At 33.5% G+C, this 26,749-nt stretch carries 18 protein-coding genes; 12 read left to right on the top strand and 6 right to left on the bottom strand.

All coding sequences use genetic code 11. The features are described from left to right. The first annotated feature begins 41 nt into the window (after positions 1-41). From AC4FQ3_RS20750 to AC4FQ3_RS20740, 3 genes are all read left to right on the top strand, one after another. Positions 42-794: a lipid A phosphoethanolamine transferase gene (locus tag AC4FQ3_RS20750; protein WP_491183131.1), complete on the top strand. Its 753-nt coding sequence runs from the start codon at positions 42-44 to the stop codon at positions 792-794. A 248-nt stretch (positions 795-1,042) separates the two neighbouring features. Then, complete coding sequence (locus AC4FQ3_RS20745; RefSeq protein ID WP_491183130.1) at positions 1,043-3,013, top strand: DUF349 domain-containing protein; 1,971 nt, start codon at positions 1,043-1,045, stop codon at positions 3,011-3,013. Positions 3,014-3,377: 364 nt separating this feature from the next. Next, positions 3,378-3,797, top strand: a complete 420-nt coding sequence (locus tag AC4FQ3_RS20740) for an OsmC family protein (protein WP_042564253.1) — start codon at positions 3,378-3,380, stop codon at positions 3,795-3,797. A gap of 71 nt (positions 3,798-3,868) precedes the next feature. On the opposite strand, the gene AC4FQ3_RS20735 is transcribed toward AC4FQ3_RS20740, so the two are convergent. Together AC4FQ3_RS20735 and gyrA are read right to left on the bottom strand one after the other, a co-directional pair. Next, entirely contained in the window at positions 3,869-5,140 is a 1,272-nt protein-coding gene (locus tag AC4FQ3_RS20735; protein WP_491183129.1) for a tetratricopeptide repeat protein, read from the bottom strand. Positions 5,141-5,187: 47 nt separating this feature from the next. Then, a complete protein-coding gene (gene gyrA, locus AC4FQ3_RS20730) occupies positions 5,188-7,824 on the bottom strand; it encodes a DNA gyrase subunit A (RefSeq protein WP_491183128.1) in 2,637 nt (878 codons plus the stop codon). A gap of 257 nt (positions 7,825-8,081) precedes the next feature. Between gyrA and AC4FQ3_RS20725 the strand changes: the two genes are divergently transcribed. The 4 genes from AC4FQ3_RS20725 to AC4FQ3_RS20710 all read left to right on the top strand — a co-directional run bounded on the left by AC4FQ3_RS20725 (position 8,082) and on the right by AC4FQ3_RS20710 (position 13,872). Continuing rightward, positions 8,082-10,628 carry an ATP-dependent Clp protease ATP-binding subunit gene (locus tag AC4FQ3_RS20725; protein ID WP_073393641.1) on the top strand — a complete coding sequence of 849 codons (2,547 nt, stop codon included), beginning with the start codon at positions 8,082-8,084 and terminating at the stop codon, positions 10,626-10,628. Positions 10,629-10,767: 139 nt separating this feature from the next. Then, positions 10,768-12,138 (top strand): 30S ribosomal protein S6--L-glutamate ligase, encoded by a 1,371-nt coding sequence (rimK, locus tag AC4FQ3_RS20720; protein ID WP_042564249.1) that lies wholly within the window; start codon positions 10,768-10,770, stop codon positions 12,136-12,138. A 94-nt stretch (positions 12,139-12,232) separates the two neighbouring features. Beyond that, positions 12,233-12,748, top strand: a complete 516-nt coding sequence (locus AC4FQ3_RS20715) for a DUF421 domain-containing protein (protein WP_463461574.1) — start codon at positions 12,233-12,235, stop codon at positions 12,746-12,748. A gap of 68 nt (positions 12,749-12,816) precedes the next feature. Beyond that, positions 12,817-13,872 carry a serine hydrolase domain-containing protein gene (locus AC4FQ3_RS20710; RefSeq protein ID WP_491183127.1) on the top strand — a complete coding sequence of 352 codons (1,056 nt, stop codon included), beginning with the start codon at positions 12,817-12,819 and terminating at the stop codon, positions 13,870-13,872. A gap of 121 nt (positions 13,873-13,993) precedes the next feature. On the opposite strand, the gene AC4FQ3_RS20705 is transcribed toward AC4FQ3_RS20710, so the two are convergent. The 4 genes from AC4FQ3_RS20705 to hutH all read right to left on the bottom strand — a co-directional run bounded on the left by AC4FQ3_RS20705 (position 13,994) and on the right by hutH (position 19,117). Beyond that, on the bottom strand, positions 13,994-15,391 hold the full coding sequence (locus tag AC4FQ3_RS20705; RefSeq protein ID WP_491183126.1) for an SMI1/KNR4 family protein: 1,398 nt from the start codon (positions 15,389-15,391) through the stop codon (positions 13,994-13,996). Between the two features lie 151 nt (positions 15,392-15,542). Beyond that, complete coding sequence (locus AC4FQ3_RS20700) at positions 15,543-16,877, bottom strand: inorganic phosphate transporter (RefSeq protein ID WP_073393638.1); 1,335 nt, start codon at positions 16,875-16,877, stop codon at positions 15,543-15,545. A gap of 32 nt (positions 16,878-16,909) precedes the next feature. Continuing rightward, entirely contained in the window at positions 16,910-17,554 is a 645-nt protein-coding gene (locus tag AC4FQ3_RS20695; protein ID WP_042564245.1) for a DUF47 domain-containing protein, read from the bottom strand. Positions 17,555-17,602: 48 nt separating this feature from the next. Further along, the gene (gene hutH, locus AC4FQ3_RS20690) at positions 17,603-19,117 is read right to left on the bottom strand and encodes a histidine ammonia-lyase (RefSeq protein WP_042564244.1); all 1,515 of its coding nucleotides are present in this window, start codon (positions 19,115-19,117) and stop codon (positions 17,603-17,605) included. Between the two features lie 631 nt (positions 19,118-19,748). Here hutH and thrA point away from each other — a divergent pair. The 5 genes from thrA (at position 19,749) to AC4FQ3_RS20665 (ending at position 26,508) form a co-directional block, all read left to right on the top strand. Beyond that, complete coding sequence (gene thrA, locus AC4FQ3_RS20685; protein ID WP_491183125.1) at positions 19,749-22,196, top strand: bifunctional aspartate kinase/homoserine dehydrogenase I; 2,448 nt, start codon at positions 19,749-19,751, stop codon at positions 22,194-22,196. Positions 22,197-22,361: 165 nt separating this feature from the next. After that, a complete protein-coding gene (locus tag AC4FQ3_RS20680; RefSeq protein WP_491183124.1) occupies positions 22,362-23,297 on the top strand; it encodes a homoserine kinase in 936 nt (311 codons plus the stop codon). A gap of 139 nt (positions 23,298-23,436) precedes the next feature. Then, positions 23,437-24,726: a threonine synthase gene (gene thrC, locus AC4FQ3_RS20675; protein WP_491183123.1), complete on the top strand. Its 1,290-nt coding sequence runs from the start codon at positions 23,437-23,439 to the stop codon at positions 24,724-24,726. Between the two features lie 141 nt (positions 24,727-24,867). After that, complete coding sequence (locus tag AC4FQ3_RS20670; protein WP_491183122.1) at positions 24,868-25,347, top strand: hypothetical protein; 480 nt, start codon at positions 24,868-24,870, stop codon at positions 25,345-25,347. A 192-nt stretch (positions 25,348-25,539) separates the two neighbouring features. Then, positions 25,540-26,508: a hypothetical protein gene (locus AC4FQ3_RS20665; protein ID WP_491183121.1), complete on the top strand. Its 969-nt coding sequence runs from the start codon at positions 25,540-25,542 to the stop codon at positions 26,506-26,508. The last annotated feature ends 241 nt before the right edge of the window (positions 26,509-26,749 follow it).

The raw sequence follows: 26,749 nt of genomic DNA, 5'->3' as shown, positions 1-26,749 counted from the left end.
GGTAATTTTCGTACTTTTAGACTACTCATTTACAAGTAGTTATGAAAAAACTCTACCTTTTTTTACTGCTATTTTTTTTTATTACTTTTTTCGCAAAAGCTCAGGATACTGAAGAAGCTGCCAAAAATGTATATACAGAGGCGCGCTATCATTATTATCTAAAAACCATTTTATTATTTAATGAATATTTAGATACAGATTCCGGGTCATTTAATACCACCGAGCTTCGATTTTTACACCCTATAGCCAACAAAGCGTGGAATTTAAGATTAGATCTTCCTTTAATTTCAACCAACTCAAGTTCTGATAATAAAACCGGAATTGGTGATATTGGTGCCGGAATTAGTTATATTCCTTATTTAGAACATCAAAATGGCGGAATTGCTTTTCGCGCCAGAGTCATTTCTAATTCTGCAACTGATCCCGCTCGCGGATCCGGAAAATGGGTTTTCGCTCCCGCAGTTTTCTATGGAAAATATTTAAAGAAAGATAAAATACTATGGATTTCTTCTTTAGAAAACCAGCTTAGTTTTGCAGGCTCTGACAATAGAGATGACATAAATACGACCTCATTTGAAAACTATTTCATGTTTATAATCGGAAAAAACTGGATTGCTGCAGATGCTGCCTTTAGATATAACGCTACAAACAAGGGATTTCCAAACAATGCTTTTTTAGAATTTGGCAGAAGAATAACAGCAAACGATATGGCATATATTCATCCAAGCGTGGGTTTTGGAAGTCATAAGTCTTATAATTTTGGTATTGAAGTTGGAATGCTAATTCTATTTTAAGCTTTAATTAAAATAAGAACTTCTTTACTAAAATATTATTTTATAATTGTTTTTCTTAAAACGATATTGTTTTTAAATTTAAATTTACTTCAAAAATAAAGCGAAAAAACAAGTATCATAATCTTAAATCACTTCAATAAATAAGAATTTCACCGCAAAATAGCAGATAAACAAACGATTTATTTTGTATTTAGAAACACCTTTACTATCTTTCGCAATGTTTAAATCAATATACTTATACATTTAAAATGTTAGAAGAAAAGAATGATAACCTGCAAGAGGCAGACGGAAAAGCTGGAATCGAAATTAGTGATTCTATAGAAAATGATGCAATTGAAACTTCAGAGACAGTGATAGCACCCGAAAATGAAATAGAAAGTGCTGATGAAACTGCGGAAGCAAATCATCAAACGGCATTAGACGCTATTACAAATTCGAATGCCGAAGAGAGTGAAGATGAGACGCTAAAAGAGCGTCATGATATTCCTATGCAGGATTATGACACTTTTTCAATGGATGCGCTTGTTGATGAATTGAAAACACTTGTCAATACAGATAAAGTAATGTCTGTAAAAGATCATATTGAAGAAATTAAAAAATCATTCTTATTACAATACAACCATCTTATAGAGGAGAAAAAAGAAGAATTTAATGCTTCTAAAGAGGATCCGAATGAAGAGTTTGAATATCATTCTCCTTTAAAATCTAAATTTGACGAATATTACAACATCTTTAGAGAAAAAAGAAATGTTCATTTTAAACATTTACAAACTAATTTAAAAACAAATTTAGAGAATCGACTTGCTATTGTTGAAGAACTAAAAGAACTTATAAATCCGCAGGAAAACATCAAAGACACGCTTAAACATTTTAATGATTTAAGAGAAAGATGGAAAAATGCAGGATCAATTCCGAAAGATAAATACAATCACGTTTGGAATAATTATCACTTTCATGTAGAAAATTTCTATGATTATCTGCATTTAGATCGTGAAGCAAGAGATTTAGACTTTAAATATAACTTAGATCAAAAGCAAAAAATTATTGCACGTGTTGAAGAATTGGTTAATGAAACTGATATCAGCAAAGCTTTCCGTGAATTACAGGATTTACACAGAATCTGGAAAGAAGATATCGGACCGGTTTCTAAAGAACACCGTGATGTGATTTGGAATAAATTTAGTGAGTTAACTAAAAAAATTCATGATAAAAGAGAACTTTTATTTGAAAGCCAAAGAGCAAACGAGCAGCAAAACCTTGAAGTTAAAAAGGAAATTATTGCAAAAATAGAAGTTCTGGGTACCGAAAAAGTAAATTCGCATTCGCAATGGCTGGTACAAATACAAAAAGTTGAGGCACTTAGAAATGAGTTTTTTGCAGCTGGTAAAGTACCTTCAGAAGTAAATGAAGAAACATGGGCCGCGTTTAAAACTGCTGTTAGAAACTTTAATTCATTTAAAAATTCGTTTTACAAAGACATTAAAAAAGACCAAAACGATAATTTAAATAAAAAAATGGCTTTGGTTGCTAAAGCCAAAGAATTACAGGAAAGTACAGATTTTGCTGCCACTACTCCAATAATGAAACAAATTCAGGAAGAATGGAAGCAAATTGGACATGTTCCTAAAAAATATTCTGACAAAATCTGGAAAGAATTCAAAGACGCCTGCAATCATTATTTTGACAAATTAAAAGAGCATAAATCTGAAGAAAATGGTGATGAAGTTGCCGCTTTCGATAATAAAAAAGCTTATTTAGATATTCTGAGAGCTTACCAGTTAACCGGTGATCACAAAACAGATTTAGATGCAATAAAACAACATATTGAAACCTGGAAAGGCTTTGGAAAAGTTCCTTTTTCAAGACGTCATATCGAAGGTAAATTCAATAAAATTCTGGATGCGCTTTTCGAAAAATTAAGTTTGAGTAAAAAAGAAACAGAAATGATGCGTTTCTCAAACAGAATTGATTCATTATCTGAAAGTAACGATACCAGAAAATTAGATAACGAAAAGATTTTCTTAATGCGTAAAATTGAAGAAGTACAAAACGAAATATTCCAATTAGAGAATAACATTCAGTTTTTTACAAATACTAAAAACGCTAAAAAAGAGAATTCAATTGTTCTTGAAGTTCGTAAAAACATTGCTATTCACAAAGAAAGTCTTGACGTTTGGAAAGACAAACTGAAACAATTACGAAATTTAGGTCAGGAATAAGATGAATTATTAGATTGAGTAATAATTAAATTGTCAGGTTGAGCGGCAATTGTCAGGTTTAGCGGAGTCGAAACCCACGCAACATTAAGTTCAAATCCTAAAATATAGAAGCTGCATTGAAAATTTTCATTGCAGCTTTTTTTTTATCGTGTTTCAAACCGAAGACATCATAAAGTTTTTTAATATCTTCCAATAGTAACGGGCTTCGACTCCGCTCAGCCTGACAAACGTTGAAACTTTAAACCTGAAACAAAAGCTTAAACAACCCCAAACTTAACATTCTAATTAAATTCCATAAAACTATTCTGTAAAATATTGATTATATTTGAGTATCAAAAGATTATAAACCTTAATACAATATCACATGAAATTTACAAGAAAAGCAAACGCTAACTGGCAAGGAACCGGTATGGAAGGAACTGGAAAAATTAGTACTCAAAGTACAACACTGGATAACGCTCAATTATCATTTAAAACCAGATTTGCAGATGGCGTTGGAACAAATCCTGAAGAACTTGTTGCTGCAGCTCATTCGGGTTGTTTTACAATGCAATTAAGTTTTTTACTAAATGAGGGAGGCTTTACTGCAGATGATCTATCTACAGAAGCGACTGTAACTTTTGAAGATGGAACAATTACTTTAATTCATTTAGATTTAAAAGGAAAAGTTCCTTCTATTTCTGCAGAAGAGTTTGAGAAAACTGCAGCAAAAGCAAAAGAAATTTGTCCAATATCTAAACTATTGAATACTACAATTACTTTATCTGCTACTTTAGTAAGTTAATTTAAAAAGTATAAGGCATAAAAAAACCATTCGTTTCAACGAATGGTTTTTTTATATAAGAAATAGACTTCTTAGTTCATTGTAGCTTTTAATGCTTTTGCTTCAGCAGTCATTTCTAAAGCTTTGTAAACCCCTAATAATGTTTTAGAAACATCATCATTTTTAGGATCTAATTCATGTGCTTTTTTAAGATAAGGAATTACTCCTTTGAAAACATTTTCTCTTTCTGTTTTTAAAACATCATAACGCTTCATATCTTTTGCAGAAGTTCCCAATTTATTCATTTCGTCAATGATTGGTTTCTCAGCCTCTAATTTTAAAGCTGCAAGGTTAAGATAAGCATTTGTATAGTTTGGATCAATTTCGATTGATTTCAAATAATATTTTTCAGCATCGGCATTGTTTTTAGCATTTGCACTAATAACTCCTAAGTTGAAAACTAAATCAGCATTGTTTGGATCTTTTTGCAAAGCCTCTCCAACTAATTTTTTGTAAGTTTCAAAATCTTTAGTTTCTAAATATAAATTAGCTTCTGAAAGAATTAAAGAAGAATCATCCGGATTTGCTTTTCTTGCATCTGCAATTGCTTTTTTAGCATCTTCAACACGTCCTTTTTGTACTAAAATCAAAGCTAAGTTTTTGTAGATCTCACCTCTTTTAGAAGGAATTGCTTCTGTTTTAGGTTTTTCGTGAGTTCCTAATTTAATAGCCAAATCTCTTTCGCTTGCTGTATTAAAACCATCTTCATTACCAGAAGCTTTGTTGATTGCAGTATAACTTGTTCCTTTTCCAGAATAGTTTAATTTTTTCAACTCTTCATACATTGGTAAAGCTGTATCGTAATCCTGAGCATTTACAGCTGTTGACGCAGCATAATACAAGTTAATTGTATCTTTTCTGTCTAACAAATAAGCATCATACAATTTTTTTGCTCCGTCAGCGTGTTTGTTTGCCTGAGTATCAGCAATTGCTGAATTAATCAACAAACCTTTAATTTGAGTAATTGAAGCTGCAGCCTGAGTTGAATACTTTTGTTTTCCAGATGCTTTTTCAACCTCAATCAATTTATTATAGCTTTGAGCAGCTGAAGATAAATTTTTACTTTCTTCTACTTTTTTATTTGCTAAATCCAGGTAAGCATTACCTTGTACAAAATAATATTGAGCCTGTTCAACATCTTTGGCATTCACCACCATGTTTTCAGCATCTTTTAGTATCGTAATTGCTCCTTGAGCATCTCCGCTTTTTAATGCTTTTTCAGCACTTTTAATTTGATCTTTTTGAGCAAAAGTAGCTACCGAAATCAATAATGCTGATGCAAGTATTACATATTTACTTTTCATAATATTCAATTTGTGTATTTAATTTTAATTTTCGTGGTTATATATTTTTACTCTTCCGATTCTTCTTCAGAGTCATCTTCGTCTTCTACTGGTTCATCAGTATCGTCGTCATCGTCTTCAACTGTACCATCGTCTTCAAGAACTTCTAAGTCTGGCTTAATTCTTTCTATAACTGGCCCAACTACGTTTCCGTCTTCATCAACAACAACTTCTTCAACATCATCTTTCATGACTTTTGTTACGGCTGCAATAGAATCTTTACCTTTTAAGTTAATTAATCGAACCCCTTGCGTTGCACGACCCATTACACGTAAATCTTCAATAGCCATTCTAATTGTCAATCCTGATTTGTTGATAATCATTAAGTCATCAGCATCAGTTACGGCGTTGATAGAAATCAGTTTTCCTGTTTTTTCTGTAATGTTAAGTGTTTTCACACCTTTTCCACCACGGTTTGTAATTCTGTAAACATCTTCTCCATCTTCATCAACCAACTTGGTACGTTTTCCGTATCCGTTTTCAGTTACAACTAAAATTTGCGAATCGTTTACATCATTTTTACCAACAGTAACCATACCAATTACTTCATCAGTTTCATCTTTTAAGCTAATTCCACGAACTCCTGAAGCTGTTCTTCCCATCGGACGTGTTTTAGTTTCTTCAAAACGAACTAATTTACCAGATTTAACTGCCAGGATAATTTGGCTTTCTCCATCTGTTAATTGTGCACCCATTAATTCGTCGCCTTCCTTAATAGTAATAGCAGCAACACCATTTACTCTTGGCTTAGAATATTTCTCTAAAGAAGTTTTCTTAACCTGACCTTGTTTGGTAACCATTACAAGATTATGACTGTTGATATAATCTTTGTCTTTTAAGTCTTGTGTACAAATGAAAGCTTTTACTTTATCATCACTTTCAATGTTTACAAGGTTTTGAATTGCTCTACCTTTTGCAGTTTTACTTCCCTCTGGAATTTCGTAAACACGCATCCAGAAACATTTTCCTTTTTGGGTAAAGAACATCATATATTGGTGGTTGGTCGCAACGAACATATGCTCAAGGAAATCCTGATCTCTTGTTCCTGCACTTTTTTGTCCAACTCCTCCTCTGTTTTGAGTTTTATATTCTGTTAAGTTGGTACGTTTGATATAACCTGCATGAGAAATTGTAATTACTACATTTTCATCAGCAATTAAATCTTCGATACTTACATCTCCACCAGAATATTCAATTTGAGAACGACGCTCATCTCCGTATTTCTCACGAATTTCTTCAAGTTCTTCTTTAATTAAATTAGTTCTTAAATTAACGTCTGCTAATAAAGCTTTTAAGTGCTCAATTAATTTCATTAATTCTTCAAACTCAGCTCTTAATTTATCTTGCTCAAGACCTGTTAACTGACGCAAACGCATCTCAACAATAGCACGAGCCTGAATATCTGACAAATTGAATCTTTCGATTAATTTCTCACGAGCCTCTTCTGTATTTTTAGAACCTCTGATTATTGCAATTACTTCATCAATATTATCAGAAGCAATAATTAATCCTTCTAAAATATGTGCTCTTTCTTCTGCTTTACGCAATTCAAAACGAGTTCTTCGAACAACAACATCATGACGGTGCTCAATAAAATAGTGAATCATATCTTTTAGATTCAACATTTGTGGGCGTCCTTTTACAAGTGCAATATTATTTACACTAAAAGAGGATTGTAATGATGTAAACTTATATAAGGTATTCAAAACTACGTTTGGCGTAGCATCACGTTTCAGGATATAAACGATACGCATACCGTTTCTGTCAGATTCGTCACGAATATTGGCAATACCTTCAATTTTTTTATCGTTAACCAAATCAGCCGTACGTTTGATCATTTCGGCTTTGTTTACCTGATATGGAATCTCGGTAACGATGATACATTCTCTTCCGTCAACTTCTTCAAAACCAACTTTGGCGCGCATTACAATACGACCTCTACCTGTTTTAAATGCTTCACGAACACCTTCGTAACCATATATTATACCACCGGTTGGAAAATCCGGAGCTTTAATATAGGTCATTAATTCATCTATTTCAATATCATTATTATCAAGGTAAGCTAAAGTACCATTGATAACTTCAGTTAAGTTGTGTGGCGGCATATTGGTTGCCATACCTACCGCGATTCCTGTTGCTCCATTAATTAATAAAGTAGGAACTCTGGTTGGCATTACTTTAGGCTCATATAAAGTATCGTCAAAGTTCAATTGAAAATCAACTGTTTCTTTTTCGATATCTGCCATAATATCTTCAGATATTTTACGCATTCTCGCCTCAGTATAACGCATTGCTGCCGGACTGTCTCCATCCACAGAACCAAAGTTACCCTGACCATCAACTAATAAATATCGTAAACTCCATTCCTGAGCCATACGTACCATCGCATCATAAACAGATGTATCTCCGTGCGGGTGATACTTACCCAGAACCTCCCCTACAATTCTCGCAGATTTTTTGTGGGCAGATCTTGATGTTACTCCTAAGTCATACATTCCGTAAAGAACTCTTCGATGCACTGGTTTCAAGCCATCTCTAACATCCGGAAGTGCTCTTGATACGATTACTGACATCGAATAATCGATGTAAGCTGATTTCATTTCATCTTCTATGTTAATAGGAATTAACTTTTCTCCTTCAGACATAAGTTGTTATGTTTAATAATTATATTAGTTTCAAAGCGTGCCAAGATACGGTTTTTTGAAATTTTTTCAGCTATTTACTTACACTTATTTCAATGATTTATTAACAACTTTATTTTACTTTTTAGTTAATAAATTAAGCGTTTTTTAACGCTTTTATTGTTATTTTTTTTGTCTATTAGCTGACAGGAGATTCGGAAGGGTATGGTTTTTGTTTTTCAAAGACTAATTCACTAAATTTACAATTACAATTATATATTATGGATGATAATTTTTCACCAAGAGTAAAAGATGTTATTACCTACAGTAAAGAAGAGGCCTTACGTTTGGGTCACGACTTTATTGGTACTGAACATCTAATGCTAGGCATTTTGAGGGATGGAAACGGTAAAGCCATTCATATACTTAATAACCTTGCAGTCGATTTAGATCATTTGCGCAGAAAGGTAGAAATACTGAGTCCGGCCAATCAAAGCGTTGAAGTAAATGCTGAAAAGAAAAATCTTCATCTTACCCGTCAAGCGGAAAGGGCACTGAAGACAACTTTCCTTGAAGCCAAAGTATTTCAGAGCTCGTCAATTAGCACGGCGCACCTGCTTTTATGTATCTTACGAAACGAAAACGATCCAACAACCAAGCTGTTGAATAAACTAAAAATAGATTATGACATAGCTAAAGAACAATATTTAAATATGACTCCAAACGAAGAAGAATTCTTAGAAAACTTGCCTAGAAACGAATCATACAATGACGATTCAGGACAAGATGACAGTCTTAAGGAAAGTAGTTTTAATAATCCAGCCAATAAGTCAAACAAAAAATCTAAGACTCCGGTTTTAGATAATTTTGGGAGAGATTTAACAGAAATGGCTGAAGAAGGTAAACTAGATCCTGTTGTAGGACGCGAAAAAGAAATTGAGCGTGTATCGCAAATTTTAAGCCGTAGAAAAAAGAACAACCCACTTCTTATTGGTGAACCAGGAGTTGGTAAATCTGCTATTGCTGAAGGATTAGCATTGCGTATCATTCAGAAAAAAGTATCACGTATTCTTTTTCATAAACGTGTAGTAACGCTTGATCTGGCAAGTTTAGTAGCCGGAACAAAATACCGCGGGCAGTTTGAAGAAAGAATGAAAGCCGTGATGAACGAACTTGAAAAAAATGACGACATCATTCTTTTTATTGATGAAATTCACACTATTGTAGGTGCTGGCGGAGCAACAGGTTCTCTTGATGCTTCAAACATGTTTAAACCTGCATTAGCAAGAGGCGAAATTCAATGTATTGGTGCAACAACGCTTGATGAGTACAGACAATATATTGAAAAAGACGGTGCTCTTGAAAGACGTTTTCAAAAAGTAATTGTAGAACCAACTTCTGTTGAAGAAACAATCGCGATTTTGAACAATGTAAAAGACAAATACGAAGATCACCATAACGTAACTTATACGCAGGAAGCGATCGAAGCTTGTGTTAAATTAACCAACAGATATATGTCTGAGCGTTTTTTACCGGACAAAGCTATTGATGCTCTTGACGAAGCAGGTTCTCGTGTACACATTACTAATATTGATGTTCCTAAACAAATTTTAGATTTAGAGCGTCAGTTAGAAGAAGTGCGTGAAAACAAAAATATGGTAGTTAAAAAACAAAAATATGAAGAAGCTGCCAAACTTCGTGATGATGAAAAACGTATCGAAAAAGATTTAGCCGTTGCGCAAGAACAATGGGAAGAAGATTCTAAAAACAACAGAATTGAAGTTACAGAAGATAATGTAGCCGATGTTGTTTCTATGATGACCGGAATTCCTGTAAACAGAATTGCACAAACAGAAAGCAATAAATTAGCCAAATTACCTGAATTGATTCAGAATAAAGTAATTGGTCAAAATGAAGCTGTCTTGAAAATTGCACGTTCTATTCAACGTAACAGAGCCGGACTTAAAGATCCTAACAAACCAATTGGTTCGTTTATTTTCTTAGGTCAGACCGGGGTTGGTAAAACACAATTGGCTAAAGTTTTAGCAAAAGAATTATTCGATTCTGAAGATGCATTAGTTCGTATCGACATGAGCGAATACATGGAAAAATTTGCGATCTCTCGTTTAGTTGGAGCGCCTCCGGGATACGTAGGTTATGAAGAAGGTGGACAATTGACTGAAAAAGTTCGTAGAAAACCATATTGCGTTGTGCTTTTAGACGAGATCGAAAAAGCACATCCGGATGTGTTTAATATGATGCTTCAGGTGCTTGATGACGGATATTTGACTGATAGTTTAGGTCGCAAAATCGACTTTAAAAACACTATCATTATTATGACATCTAACGTTGGAGCACGTCAGTTAAAAGATTTTGGACAAGGTGTAGGATTCGGAACTGCTGCAAAAGTGGCTCAGGCCGATGAAAACTCAAAAAGCATTATCGAAAATGCATTGAAAAAAACTTTCGCTCCTGAATTCTTAAACAGAATTGATGACGTAATCGTGTTCAACGCATTAGAAAAACATGATATTGATTTGATTATCGAAATCGAACTTACAAAACTGTACAATCGTATTGCTGAATTAGGGTATAAATTAAGTCTTACTGATAAGGCAAAAGCATTTATCGCTGAAAAAGGTTTTGACAGACAATTTGGTGCAAGACCTCTAAAAAGAGCGATTCAGAAATATGTTGAAGATTTGTTAGCAGAAGAAATTATTACCTCAAAAATACATTCAGGTGATGAAATCTTAATGGATTTAAAAGATGATTCTCAAGAGCTTTCTGTAGAAGTACACAAAGCCGAAGAGCCAACAAATCTGTAAATCGATAAATTTTATAACAGAAATAACAAACCCGTTACGTTTTTATAACATAACGGGTTTTTTCTTTGGATAAAATCGTATATTTATTAAAAGCAAATAGCTACTTTTGAATATTAAATTTTATAACAAATAATAACGTATGCTTCAAAATAAAGTCATTTTAGGTAGCGAAGAATGGTGCTCATTTCCAGAACTAGGAATCCCTACAATCAAGGCTCGCGTCGATTCAGGCGCAAAAACTTCGGCAATGCACGCCATAAACATAGCTCCTTTTATAAAAAATGATGCCAATTGGGTAAAATTTGACATTAACCCAATTCAGAATAATATTAAAACCATTATTCATTGTGAAGCTCCACTGGTTGATAAACGAATTGTAAAAAGTTCAAGCGGGTTTAGAGAACATCGTTATGTTATTCAAACGAACTTAAAAATTGGCGATGCAAAATGGCCAATCGAAATGACATTGACCAATCGTGACTCAATGGGTTTTCGTATGCTTTTAGGCCGTGAAGCCATGAGCGGACGTGTATTGGTTGATCCCGAAGACAAATATATGCTGGGGCAACCCACAACCGAAGCATTAAAAGAATTATACCAAAATTCTGAAAAAGCAAGTTCTGGTTTACGAATTGGACTTTTGGCCAGTAATCCTGAATTATACAGCAATAAAAGAATTATGGAAGCCGGCGAAATGCGCGGTCATGAAATGCATTTTTTGAATATCAAAGAATGTTACATGAAACTGGATGCTAAAACTCCTGAAATTCATTATCGTGGCGGAAAAATATTAAATCAATTTGACGCTATTATTCCGAGAATTCGACCAAGTATTACTTTTTACGGTTGTGCCTTAACACGTCAGTTTGAAGCTTTGAAGGTTTTCGTTTTAAATTCGGCTACAGCCATAACACAATCACGTGATAAATTATATTCACTGCAATTGCTTTTGAATAGCGGAATTGATATCCCGACAACCGGTTTTGCCAATTCTCCTTTGGATACTGACAACCTGATCAAAATGGTTGGAGGTTCACCTTTAATCGTAAAATTACTAGAAGGAACACAAGGAAAAGGAGTCGTTTTGGCAGAAACCAAAAAAGCGGCAGAAAGTGTTATCAACGCTTTTAAAAGCTTAAATGCAAACATTTTAGTTCAGGAATTCATCAAAGAAGCCAACGGAAAAGACATTCGTTGTTTTGTAATTGACGGAAAAGTTGTTGCCGCAATTCAGCGTGAAGCAATGCCGGGCGAATTTAGAGCCAATATTCACTTGGGCGGAACAGCATCTGTTATAAAAGTAACTGCCGAAGAGAAAAAGATTGCGATTAAAGCCGCAAAAGCAATGGATTTAAAGGTTGCAGGTGTAGACATTATTCGTTCTTCAAAAGGCCCGTTATTACTCGAAGTAAACTCTTCTCCAGGTTTGGAAGGAATTGAAGGTGCAACAAATAAAGACATTGCCGGAGAAATGATTAAAGCGATTGAGAAGAATTTTAAATTGATATAAGTTCATTTAAACTTAACAACACATAATTAATTTAGCAGCTTTGTCAAAGTTTAAAACTTTGACAAAGCTTTTTTATTAACTTTAAATAAAAAATATGGTTTTCCCCTATTTAGACATTATTCTTAGAAGCGCCGCTGTTTATTTTTTCATGACAATTGCACTTAGAATTTTCGGTAAAAAAGAACTTTCACAATTAAATACGGCTGATATTATTCTGATTTTACTGATTAGCAACTCTGTTCAAAATGCCATGGTGGGACCCGATACAAGTCTTTGGGGAGGTTTGGTTGCGGCTTTGGTTTTGTTTGTAATCAACTTTGTTATAAAAAAACTTACGCACAAATACAAAGTGCTCAACGATTTACTTCTGGATAAACCCGAAATCCTGATTCATGACGGGAAACTTGATTTTAAAGCTTTAAGCAAATTAGACATTTCACACGACGAATTGAAAGAAGCGATGCGTGAGCATGGTTTAGAACATTATACCGATGTAAAGCTTTGTATGCTCGAAATTGACGGTACAATCAGTGTAATTTCTGAAGACAAAAAGAATCTGAAACAAACGCATTATAAAAGAAAGCACAATCATAAGAATTTTAGAAAATAACATTTATTAAAATTCCAATATTTTATCCCGAAGCTTCGGAACCAAATTCCAAACTAACTAACCATCTAATGAAGAAATTATTATTCCCGATTCTATTTGCTTTTATTTTTACTAACGGATTTTCCCAAAATCTAAATACTAAAAGACTAGACAGTTTATTTCAACTTTTAGATAAAAACAATAAATATATGGGAAGCATTGCCATTTCAGAAAATGGAAAACTTATTTATTCAAACTCTATTGGTTATGACAATGTTGAAACTTCAAAAAAATCAGATCTAAACACTAAATACAGAATTGGTTCCATTTCGAAAATATTTACCGCTTCATTGATTTTTAAAGCTGTCGAAGAGAAAAAAATCAATTTAAACCAAACGATTAACCGATACTTTCCAACAATAAAAAACGCCGGCAAAATCACTATTTCAAATCTATTGAATCATCGAAGCGGCATACATGATTTTACTAATGATGACAGCTACTTTGATTGGAATACGCAATATCAGTCAAGAGAAAAAATGATAGAAAGAATTGCTTCCGGTGAAATTACTTTTGAACCCGATACAAAAGGAGAATACAGTAATTCTAATTATGTATTGCTAACTTTTATTCTTGAAGATATTTACAAAAAATCGTATTCTGAAATTTTAGCTCAAAAGATAACCAAACCCTTAAAACTTAAAAACACCTATTTTGGAGGGAAAATAAACACAGACAACAAAGAATGTAATTCTTATACCTATTCCGGAAAATGGCAAAAAAGTACCGAAACCGATATGTCTATTCCGCAAGGAGCCGGAGGAATTGTTTCTACCCCAACTGATCTGAATCTTTTTATTGAAAGTCTGTTTGCAGGTAAGATCATTTCTGCAGAACATCTAAATGAAATGAAAACTATAAAAGACAAATTTGGTATGGGAATGTTCGAATTTCCTTATCATGATAAAAAAATATACGGTCATACTGGCGGAGTTGACAGGTTTAAATCTGTTTTAGCTTATTTGCCAAAAGAAAAACTATCAATAGCATTTTGTTCCAACGGAAAAGATTATGATAATAACAACGTTTTGCAATGTGTTTTAAGTTCTTATTTTAATGATCCTTTTAAGATACCACTATTTTAAAAATTCCAAAATTTAAAATAAAATTCCAAACAAAAAATTCCAAATTCCAAGGCAACGTGAATACACAAAGCGTTGGAATTTGGAATTTTTTGTTTGGAATTTAATCTTTAAACCAACTTTTTTATTTCCAAAACTCAAACCATTTCTTTTCATTGGTTAAATCAATATTAATGGTCTTTATAGTTGTAGTTGAGAATCCGAATAACTTAAGATTTTGATTTAAATTGGATAAAATATAATCCTGCTCTTTCGGGAATTTCTCAGCAATCATTTTATAATGATGTAAAAGTTTTTTATCATTTATTCCATTTACAGCTTGCAGCGCCGCATGAATAACCCTATTTGAGCTATCTTGTAAGCCTACTATAAAAGTATCGACATAGTCGCTTTTATTTTCTAATTGCCCAAGCGAATAATAAGCAGCCTTTTTTATTTCTTCATTTTCGTTATATACAAATGGAACAATTACAGCTCCGTAATCGAATTTCATTTCTTTTAGTAAATAAGTACAGAATGTAAAGGTTTCTTCATCGTTTATTCTGTCAATATTATTTTTGATAAATTCTTTCCAATCAGCACTTTTATCTTTTGCATACCAAAATACAAATTGAAAAACCGATAGAATATCCTCTTTGGCAAAATCTACCAAATAAGGATAAGCTCGATTATAATTAAACTTAACAAGTACCTGAAGCAGTAGTTTTTTAATTTTACCACTACCCGATTTATACTGTTCTTCCAGAAAATCGAATTCGCCCGAATCTATTTTTTTCTTTTTTAAGATTCCATATAAACATTCTAATTTTATCTCTTCATCATCCGTTGCAGTATAAACATTTAAAATATGCGATACAACACCGCCTAATGTATAATTAAACAACTCTGTTTCTGTTTCATTTTCAGAAGCAATTTCATCAAGCCAGCGTTCGTACCAATCCAGAAAATTGGATTCAAAAACAAAAAATGGCTTTTGATGATCTAAATCAACATTCACAATTCTGCCTTTAAATTCTCCATTTAAAACAAGTCCATAATAATAAGTACAGCCTTGAGTTCCAATAGGCAAAATTCCCGAATATAATTTCCCTGATTCAGCATCAAAATCCTCGTTAGACAGATTTTCATTTTCATCTATATTTTTCGTCAAATCTTTCCAGAATTCATCGCTCATTTCGGGATTTAACTTACAGTCTTCTTTTAAATATTTTTCCGGATTGGCACAAATGAATTCCTCGACATTTTTCCCTAGAGGAAATATGCCATAACCAGGACCGGCAGCAGAATCCTGATAAGATATTCCGCCATTCCCAATATGCAGTAAAAACGTTTTGTAACAGTCCGGAAGAGAAATACCGTAATCGCTTTCAAATTGCAAAATATCGGCAATATCTGCCATTTTACCTACAACATATTCATGACTATCGGCAGCAAATACTTTTAAATCTTCATCTATATTTTTTGCTATAACCAACTTCTTTTTTATTCTCTCTACTTGATCTGAAGTTTTTTGATCTATCATAAATGTATTTTGAATTTGTATCAAATATATTACTTTATAAGTATTGAAAAAGATGTTCAACAAACAAAAAAAAGCCGCTTTCGAATTGAAAGCGGCTTACTATATTTTGACAAATGTGATGATTACTCTCTCACATTTTATATTAATCTGTTTACGAAATAAATAAACTTAAAACAAAGTAAACCAATCCAGCTAAAATAGCCGAAATAGGAATCGTTAATATCCAAGCCCAAATTAAACTTACGGTTACCCCCCAACGAACGGCAGATACACGTTTTGTTAATCCAACCCCGATGATAGAACCTGTAATTGTGTGGGTTGTACTTACTGGTATTTTTAAGTGTTCTGTAAAATACAATGTTAAAGCTCCGGCAGTTTCAGCAGCAACTCCTTCAAATGAAGTTACTTTTGTGATTTTAGAACCCATTGTTTTTACAATTTTCCATCCTCCGCTTAATGTTCCTGCAGCAATTGCAGAATAACATGCTAACGGAATCCAGCCTGGCATTACACCTTTAACACCTAAATCATCATTTGGTAAAACAACATCTAACCAGGAAGCCATATGAACTCCAGGATTCGTATGGATATAAACAGCTACAGCAGCAGCAATAATACCCATTACTTTTTGTGAATCATTTCCTCCGTGTCCTAAACTAAAAGCAGCAGAAGAAAGTAATTGCATTTTTTTCAAAGCAGCATCTGCCTGATGTAGATTTAAACTACTGAAAATTAAACAAAAAGCACTTACCGTTAAGATAATAAAAGCAACTAAAAACCATTTAATATTGTGCGGATCAAAAGCTACACTCCAAAAATGAGAGTCAAAACGAGGTTTATCAATTTCTGAATATGGAACCATTAAACTGCTTACAACCCAAATTGTAGCAATCATTAAAGCAACAGTAAATATCTTAGGAAAAATACTTTTACGAGAAGCATTTAATAACCATATCGAAATTAAATAAGAAGCAAATGCTCCCAATAATGGTGCTAAAACAATAAAAGCAATAATGATAATAACACCCGAAGGCATTCCGCCATCTTTTCCGGCCTTATACCAGCTTACGATTTCATACCAATAATGAGTAGCTCCATCTTCGCCAATATAACCTGAAAAACCGTGTACAGCGATCGCATGAGCAACTGCTGCTCCTGCAAAACCACCAATTAAAGTATGTGAAGAACTTGAAGGAATTCCTAACCACCAGGTTAATAAATTCCAGCAAATAGCTGCAATTACACCGGCAAGAATTACAACAAGGTTGATTTCCATAGTGTGCGCTGTTTTGGCAACAGTATCTGCAACACCAAATCCGAAAACCCAATAAGCTAAAAAGTTAAAAAATGCTGCCCAAAGTACGGCCTGAAAAGGCGTAAGTACTTTTGTTGCAACAACGGTTGCTATAGCATTTGCTGCATCATGAAAACCGTTGATGTAATCAAAAATTAAGGCTAATACTATAATAATTATAAGTAGCGTCATAAATTATAACTTCAGAATGAAATAAATTGAATTTAAGAATGTTTTACAGAAATAGATTCCAATATGTTTGCAACACTCTTACATTTATCTGTCGCTGATTCTAAAACAGATAACACTTCTTTATATTTAATAATATTTTTAGCATCTGTTTCGTTCTCAAAAATTTCAAAAACTGCTTTGTTATAAACGTTATCTGATTTATTTTCCAATTTATTAATTCTGGCGCAAGCCTCCTTAATAATATTCATGTTTTTCAAATTGCTCAACTCTTTTACAGCACTGTCGATGTTTTGACAAGCTTCAAGGTTGATTTCAGTCATTTTTCTGATTGATTTTGTAATTTTATCAACCTGATACAATCTCATTCTGCTCGCCGCACCGTGCAAATAATCGGCAACGTTATCAATAGAAGTAATAAGCGTGTGGATATCTTCTCTATCAAATGGAGTAATGAAGTTTCTGCTCAATTCAAGATTGGTTTGACGTGTAATGTCTTCTCCTCTTTGCTCTAACTCATCAATTTTTTGAAAAAGAACTTCTCTTTCTTTCAATGGAAGATTTACAGCTTCGTGTAAATTAGAAGCTAATTCAATTAAATTGCTTGAAGCCTCTTCAAAAAGTGGAAAGAATTTCTTGTCTTTCGGCACTAAAAATTGGAAAATACTGTTTATTGACATTTTTATATTTTTGATAGTGCAAAATTACTTCAATATTATTCGGTAATGTTAAGCCATTGTTAACAAATCGTTTTCAATTTGGAAACTATCCAAAAACGAAACCGTCTTTTCAATGTCATAATGTAAGATTCTGTCCTCTTTTACCAAAGGCACAACTTCTCTGTAACTGCTCAAAAACATTTCGATGAAATCACTTGATTTTAAAGGCTCTCTGTAAGCAATTGCCTGCGAAGCATTCATTAATTCGATAGCCAGAATACGCTCTAAATTATCTAAAATACGCAACGCTTTTGTAGCTCCGTTTGCGCCCATGCTTACGTGATCTTCCTGTCCGTTGCTTGAAACAATACTATCAACACTTGATGGTGTAGCCAATTGTTTATTTTGGCTTGCAATACTTGCAGCGGTATATTGCGGAATCATAAATCCTGAATTTAATCCCGGATTATCTACCAAAAATGCCGGAAGATTACGCAATCCCGAAATTAACTGATACGTTCTTCTTTCAGAAATACTTCCTAATTCTGCCAAAGCAATTGCCATAAAATCTAAGGCTAAAGCCAACGGCTGTCCGTGGAAATTTCCTCCAGAGATAATTTGATCGGCTTCAATAAATATATTTGGATTATCGGTTACCGAATTAATTTCGGTTTTGAATACTTTTCGAACATAATCAATCGCATCTTTTGAAGCGCCGTGAACCTGTGGCATGCAACGGAAAGAATACGGGTCCTGAACGTGTTTTTTCTCCTGAGCAATAATTTCACTTCCTTCTAAAAACTCATTAACACGCTGTGCTGTAATAATTTGTCCTTTATGCGGACGAATAAAATGAATCAATTCATTGAAAGGCTCGATTCTTCCATCAAAACCTTCTAAAGAAATGGTTCCGATTAAATCTGCCAAATACGAATATTTATATGCTTTAATCAAAATATGCGCTCCGTAAGCACTCATAAATTGAGTTCCGTTTAATAAGGCCAAACCTTCTTTTGACTGTAAAACAATTGGTTCCCAGTTAAAATGCTTCAAAACTTCGGCAGAAGCCATTTTTTTACCTTCAAAATAAACTTCTCCTTCTCCTAATAATGGCAAAGATAAATGTGCCAAAGGAGCTAAATCTCCAGATGCACCAAGTGAACCTTGTGTATATATTACTGGTAGAATATCATTATTATAAAAATCAACCAAACGATTTACTGTTTGCAGCTGAATTCCTGAATGCCCGTAGCTTAAAGACTGAATTTTAAGAAACAGCATCATTTTTACAATCTCGGCAGGAACTTCTTCTCCCGTTCCGCAAGCGTGCGATTTTACTAAGTTTTCCTGAAGTTTTGATAAATTCTCATTTGAGATTTTTACACTATAAAGTGAGCCAAAACCAGTATTGATTCCGTAAATAGGTTCTGAATGTGAAGCCATTTTTTTATCTAAATAATCACGGCATTTCTGAACATTTACTTTTGCTTCTTCAGATAATTCAAGCATCTTTTGGTTTACAATGATCTCTTGTAAATTTTCTAAAGTCAATGTTTCGGTACTTATATAATGGACTTCTCTCATGGTAATATTTATTTTAAGGCATCAAAATTCAGCAAATCAATATTAAAAAGCAACATTTGTTCATAATAATTAAAATTTAAACAATTTCAGTTTATTCCTTTTACCTATTTCATAATCAAAATTGGTATTAAAACGGTCTTCTTCTTGATTTTGCATTGTGAAACTTACATTTCAAAAAAAAAGATTCCTATTTAACATATAGACTAAATTATGTGTTTTTCTTCTTTTCAAAACAAATAAATCAGTTCCTTACCGGTAATTATATTGGCAAAAGCACATTAAATATACGAATAAGACAACTTTGAAGATCGAATCTTAACAAATGCTCAATATTGAAATTGATCTTTTGGAAATATTAAAATATTCGTAAAAAGGAAATAAAGATTTTTAACTTTTATAAAAAGCTGTACTTTTGAAAAATCAAAAATGAAAAGTAACAGCATTAAATATCAATCTACAATGACAACTCAAACAAGAGTTGCAATTGCTGCTACAACAACTTCTACTACAACAACTACCCCTTAGGGGTATACATTTTTACATATAATCCTGGTTATCTATACTTTTTTCATGAAAGAAGAAAGGCATTGGATACATAAAAACATTTGCAAAAAAGAAAAAAATCATCAAAATGAAAGTATTAAAATTTGGCGGAACTTCGGTTGCCAATGCTCAAAATATAAAACTCGTTCTCGAAATTATAAATCAAAAATCTAAAAATGATAAATTAGTTGTTATTGTTTCTGCTTTAAGCAAAGTCACTGATTTATTGCAATTGGCAGCAGCAAAAGCCGCAGCTAATGACGAAAGTTTTAGGGAAATTGTTGCTGAAATAGAAAAAAAACACCTTGACACTTTAAAAGATTTGATTCCGGTAAGTGAACAAAGCAGTTTGCTAAGTCACGTAAAAAGAATCATTAATCACTTAGAAACTTTATTAGACGGCTGTTTTTTATTGGGCGAATTATCTCCAAGAACAGCTGATACCATTTTAAGTTTTGGAGAATTGCTTTCGTCTTACATCATTGCACAGGCTTATCAGCAAATTAATAAAGATGTAGTTTATAAAGACAGCCGCGAAATCATCAAAACAAATGCTGATTTTGGAAAAGCCGCTGTAAATTTCGAAATATCAAATCAGCTGATTCAGGAATATTTCGGTCAAAATGAATCACAAATCAATATTTTACCGGGTTTTATTGCCTTAACTCTAGACGGAATTACGACAACTCTTGGTCGTGGAGGTTCTGATTACACAGCAGCCATTATCGCCGGAGCTCTTGATGCTGATCAACTTGAAATCTGGACTGACGTAAACGGAATGTTTACTGCCAACCCAAAAATCGTAAAACAAGCACAGCCAATTGCTACAATTTCGTATCAGGAAGCAATGGAATTATCGCATTTTGGTGCGAAAGTGTTGTATCCGCCAACGATTCAGCCTGTTTTAAGAAAAAACATTCCAATTTTAATCAAAAATACTTTTGAGCCAGAAGCCGAGGGAACTTTAATTTCCAGTCATGTTTCATCAAAAGATACAGTTGTAAAAGGAATTAGTCATATCGATCATATTTCGCTTGTAACACTTGAAGGTCCTGGAATGATTGGAGTTGCAGGTTCATCAAGACGTTTGTTTGAAGTATTATCTCAGGAAAAAATCAACGTAATTTTTATCACTCAGGCATCTTCTGAGCATTCTATTTGTATCGGAATTTTAAATTCTGATGCTGAAAATGCCGAAGCCGCAATCAACAGAGCTTTTGAAGTAGAAATTCTTCAAAACAAAATTGATCCTGCCATTGTCGAAAAAGATCTTTGTATTATTGCTTTGGTTGGTGAAAACATGAAAAATCACCAGGGTTTAAGCGGAAGAATGTTTAGTACTTTAGGAAAAAACAACGTAAACATTCGTGCTATTGCGCAAGGTGCATCTGAAAGAAATATTTCGACTGTAATTAACGAAAGAGACGTTAAAAAAGCGTTGAATACATTACACGAAAACTTCTTTGAAGAAAACACAAAACAGCTCAATTTATTTGTGATGGGAGTTGGAAATGTGGGTGAAAAATTCATCGAACAGATTCACAATCAAAAGAAATTTTTAAAAGATAATTTAAAGATAAATGTTCGCGTAATTGCTTTGTCAAACTCCAGAAAAATGCTTTTTGATGAAGACGGAATTTCGCTAAAAGATTGGCAAGCCGATTTAGATAAAGGCGAACCAGCCAACAAGGAAGCTTTTATCGAACGCGCCAAAGAATTGAATTTACGCAATAGTATTTTTGTAGATATTACAGCAAATGCAACGGTTTCTGAAACTTACGAGCAATTCTTAAAACAAAGTATTGCGGTTGTAACTTGTAATAAAATTGCTTGTTCATCTTCTTACGATAATTATAAAAAACTAAAAAGTTTATCTCGTCAATACAACGCTCCGTTTTTGTTTGAAACGAATGTTGGTGCGGGATTACCAATTATAGATACTGTAAAAAACTTAATTGCATCTGGTGATAAAGTCCATAAAATTCAGGCAGTTTTATCGGGAAGTTTAAACTTCATTTTCAATAATTTTGATGAGAAAAATTCTTTTCACGATGTTGTAAAAGAAGCCGGAGTTCAGGGATTTACAGAACCGGACCCAAAAATTGACTTAAGCGGAATTGACGTGGCTCGTAAAATCCTGATTTTAATTCGCGAAAGCGGTTACGAAATGGATATTGACGCCATCGAAAACGAATCGTTCCTGCCTGCAGAATGTCTGGCAACAACAAACAACGATGACTTTTTTGCCTCGTTAACCAAACATGCTGAACATTTTGAAAACATCTATAAAGAAGCTTTAGTGAAAGATTCAAGATTAAAATACGTAGCACAATTCGAAAACGGAAAAGCAAGCGTAGGCCTGCAATTCATCCCAAAAGAGCATCCGTTTTACAATCTGGAAGGAAAAGACAATATCGTACTTTTCTACACAGATCGTTACGTAGATCAGCCTTTATTGATAAAAGGCGCCGGAGCCGGAGCTGCAGTTACGGCATCAGGAATTTTTGCGGACGTTATTAGAATAGGAAACAATTAGCCGCTAAGGCACTAAGACACAAAGTTTTTAATTTTCTAAACCTAAAAGCTTTGTGTCTTAAAAACTAAAATAAAAAAACTTTGTGTCTTAGCGACTTCGTGGCAAAAACACAAAAGCAAAAAAAAACTTTGTGCCTTTGTGCCTTCGTGGCAAAACCAACCAGAAATGAAAGAAATAAAACTATTTTGCCCGGCAACAATCGCGAATCTTTCGTGCGGATTTGACGTACTTGGACTTTGCTTAGACAATGCGGGCGATGAAATGATTGTTCGAAAAACAGATCAAAAAGGCGTTCGTATTACTAAAATTGTAGGTGCTGATTTGCCTATGGAAACGGAGAAAAATGTTTCCGGAGTTGCCGCTTTGGCCATGTTAGAAGCCTATGAAAGCCATTTTAATCCGATTGATTTTGGATTTGAAATCGAAATCTATAAAAATATCAAAGCCGGAAGCGGAATTGGAAGCAGCGCCGCAAGTTCTGCCGGAGCAGTTTTCGGAATTAATGAATTATTGGGAAAACCGTATTCTCGTAAAGATTTGGTGCAATTTGCGATGCAGGGCGAAAAACTAGCCAGTGGAAACGCACATGCCGACAACGTTGCCCCTGCCCTTTTAGGTGGATTTACTTTGGTAAGAAGCTATGCTCCGCTTGATATTATCAGAATTGATAGTCCCGAAGAATTGTTTGCCACGGTGGTTCATCCTCAAATTGAGTTGAAAACATCTGATGCGCGTTCGGTATTGAAACAAACGGTTTCCTTGAAAAGCGCGATTATGCAATGGGGAAATGTGGGCGGATTAATTGCGGGATTATACACCAAAGATTACGATTTGATTGGGCGTTCGCTTCATGACGAAATCGTTGAACCTTTAAGAAGCGTTTTGATTCCGGGTTTTGATTTAATCAAGCAAACGGCTCTTGAAAACGGCGCTTTAGGTTCCGGAATTTCAGGTTCTGGTCCGTCGATTTTTGCTTTAAGCAGAGGAAAAAATACCGCCGACCAAATCGCCAAAGCCATGAGCGATGTTTACGAAAAAATGAATTTACCATATGAAATTCACGTTTCGAAGATTAATCCGGATGGAGTTCGTGTTCTTTGAACGCCGTAAGCAATAGGCTTTAGGCAATAAGCTTAAAACTATTGCGGAAATATAAATAAGAAAAAATTAAAAAAGCAATAAGCTGAACGCACTAGGAAAAGCCTAATGCCTAATGCTTAAAGCTTAAAGCCAAAAAAAAATGAAATACTATAGTTTAAACCATAATGCCCCGGAAGTTTCGTTTAAAGAAGCTGTTATACAAGGATTAGCGAGCGATAAAGGATTGTATTTTCCGAAAAATATTACGCCATTAAATCCTGCATTTTTTAATGTAATCGAAAATCTAACGCACCATAATATTGCTTATGATGTGATTCAGCAATTTGTAGGCGATGATATTCCGGAGGATTATTTAAGAGAAATTATTGCCGAGACTTTATCTTTTGATTTTCCGGTTGTGGAAGTTGAAAAAGGTATTTATTCATTAGAATTATTTCACGGGCCAACAATGGCTTTTAAAGACGTTGGAGCGCGATTTATGTCACGTTGTCTGGCGTATTTTAATAAAGACAAAAAAGACAGTAAAAATACCGTTTTAGTAGCTACTTCGGGAGATACGGGCGGCGCTGTAGCCAGCGGATTCCTTGGTGTTGACGGCGTTGATGTTGTGATTTTATATCCGTCAGGAAAAGTGAGTGACATTCAGGAAAAGCAATTAACGACTTTAGGACAAAATATTCAAGCACTTGAAGTTGACGGCGTTTTTGATGATTGCCAGGATATGGTTAAAAAAGCGTTTTTGGATGAAACTCTAGCCCATAAAAACCTGACTTCGGCGAATTCTATAAATATTGCGCGTTGGCTGCCACAAATGTTCTATTTTTTCTTTGCTTACAAAGCGTTGAAAAGCCAAAACAAACCGTTGGTTTTCTCTTGCCCAAGCGGAAATTTCGGAAATATCTGCGCCGGAATTATGGCAAAGAAATTAGGTTTACCAATTGAACATTTCGTTGCTTCTACAAACGTAAACGATACCGTACCAAGATTTTTAGAAAATGGAAAATACGACCCAAAACCTTCTAAAGCAACAATTTCGAACGCAATGGACGTTGGAAACCCAAGTAACTTTATTAGAATTCAGGAATTATATAACAATGATTTAAAAGCTTTCGAAAAAGATTTTTCATCCTACAGTTATACCGATGAAGAAACGCTTGAAGCTTTAAAAAACATCTATAAAGCTGACGGTTACATCGCAGAACCACACGGCGCTGTTGGCTATTTAGGTTTAAAAAAAGAATTACAAAAACACGATAACGCAATTGGTGTTTTCTTAGAAACGGCGCATCCTATTAAATTCCTTGATGTTGTTGAACCTGCTTTGGGAATTACACTTCCTATTCCAGAACAAATTGAGAGTGTTATGAATGAGGAGAAAGTTAGTGTGAAGATTAAGACTTATGATGAGTTGAAGGGCTTTTTAGGTTAGTTTTATTTCTATTTAAATATAAGCCACAGTTTACACCGATTTATTTTGATGTAATTTGTGGCTTTCTTTTTAGAATTAAATAGTTTTCTTATGTTTGATTCGCATATCATAAAAACGATCGAATCCAATTCAAAATTAAATATGGATATAAACATTATTATTTTCTTATCATTACTAATTATTGCATTGTTCAATTACAAAAAGATTCTATCATTCATCGATCATCTTGAAGAAAAAAGAGCAATTGAATTTAAGAATAGAACTAATCTTGACCTTTATGCTCTAACACGAATATCTGCACCGCCTGTCTTGCTTTTCTTCGGCTTAGAAAACTTTTTCTTAAATCGTTCCGTATTTTATTTTGACGAAAATAACTTATATAAAATCACACGAAAAGATCCTGTAATTCAATATAAACTTTCAAGTATTATTGAAGCTAGAAAAACTTCAGTTATGGTCAATGAAAGAAGAGTTTGGAAAATAATTATAAAGGATTCGGATAAACAAATAGGCTATAGAATAACAAGTCGTCATAACAATTTTAATCTTTTTTTAGAGAAAATAAGCGAAAATCCAAACATTATTATGGATGAAAGGTATAGCTGGAAAATTTTTGAATGATCCACTCAATAATCGCTTTAATTTTTGAACGAAGCATCTAATGATTTAGCTTCAGACGAATATTTTTTAGGAATGTTTATCTTTTTACGGGTTCCCGTAATTAAATAATAAAAAAATAATTGAATTTTACATTATTACAGATGAGAGGTTAAATCTCCAAGAAATCAAATTAATTTAAGTCTAAAACCAAAAATGAAAAAAATTACTTTCATAATTCTATTTGTTAGTACAACATTATCTATTAGTTGCTCTTCGAATGAAGAAAATTCAAGTACACCAGAAACAACATTACCTGAAGTTACAGATCCTAGATTGCCCAATCAGGAACTATTTAGACCAGCTGTAAAACTTTTTCCAAAAAAAGAAAATTTAAAAAGCATTACAAAACTTATAGCTGCCACTATAAGTCAGGATGCTCTTGGAAATGAGGTAAAAAATGACATTTCTGAAATAAATTATTCATACGACTCTAAAGGAAGATTAAATTCTATAGATAAAAAAAGTAACTTCACTGACTTTTTTACTGCCGCTACATTTCATTACAATAACTCTGATGAATTAATTAATGCTACTAATCCTAATGAAGTCGTTGAAATTAATAGCAAAGGATATATCATGAAAATATCAAGCCAATATGGGAAAATGCTAAATTTAGATTATGACGAAATTGGACGTTTAATAAAACAAGAAGGCGTTTATCCATATAGTCAACTACTACTAACCTATAATTCAAACGATAACTATGAAACTCATTATGGCATAACAGAAACAAAAACTACCTATAATTACGTGGGCGATAAAATTTTTGTGGAGACAATAGATAACCAAAAAGACTTTATTACAGTTACTCGTACTGATAATGGAATTATAAAGGATATTAAAGATAGAATCACAAAAACTACCTTCGAGATTACTGTAGACTACAACAAAGCAGGAATCTATTCGAGCGAACCTATTTTTAGAGACAATTTTATAAATTGGCTTCATTTAAAAGAATGGAAAATCAAAACTGAAATTGAGGGTGGTGCAAAATATGATTACAAATATGATTTTGATTATAATTATGACAAGGATGGATACCTAACAGTATTAACACAAACATTAACAAACACATACGGTGGCAAACAAACAATCAGGAGATCAAATTTCACTTATCAATAATAACTTTTTCACTTAAAAGTGAATGAGGATAATTTAACAGAACATTCAAAATAAATATCAAAAATACAGCATTGCATACCATGATTACAAAGCAATAATACAAGATATTCCCGCATTAAACATTTTAATCTAACCCCCTCAGGCTGGCGCGAGCGTCCCGCTCGTGAACGCAAAGATGTCTCGTCCTGAAAAAAGTTTACATATTTATACTTAATCCTAAAATAGATTTACAACTCATTTT

This window comes from Flavobacterium sp. AK-345, from assembly GCF_058310175.1.
This window is presented reverse-complemented; position numbering and strand designations above follow the sequence as displayed.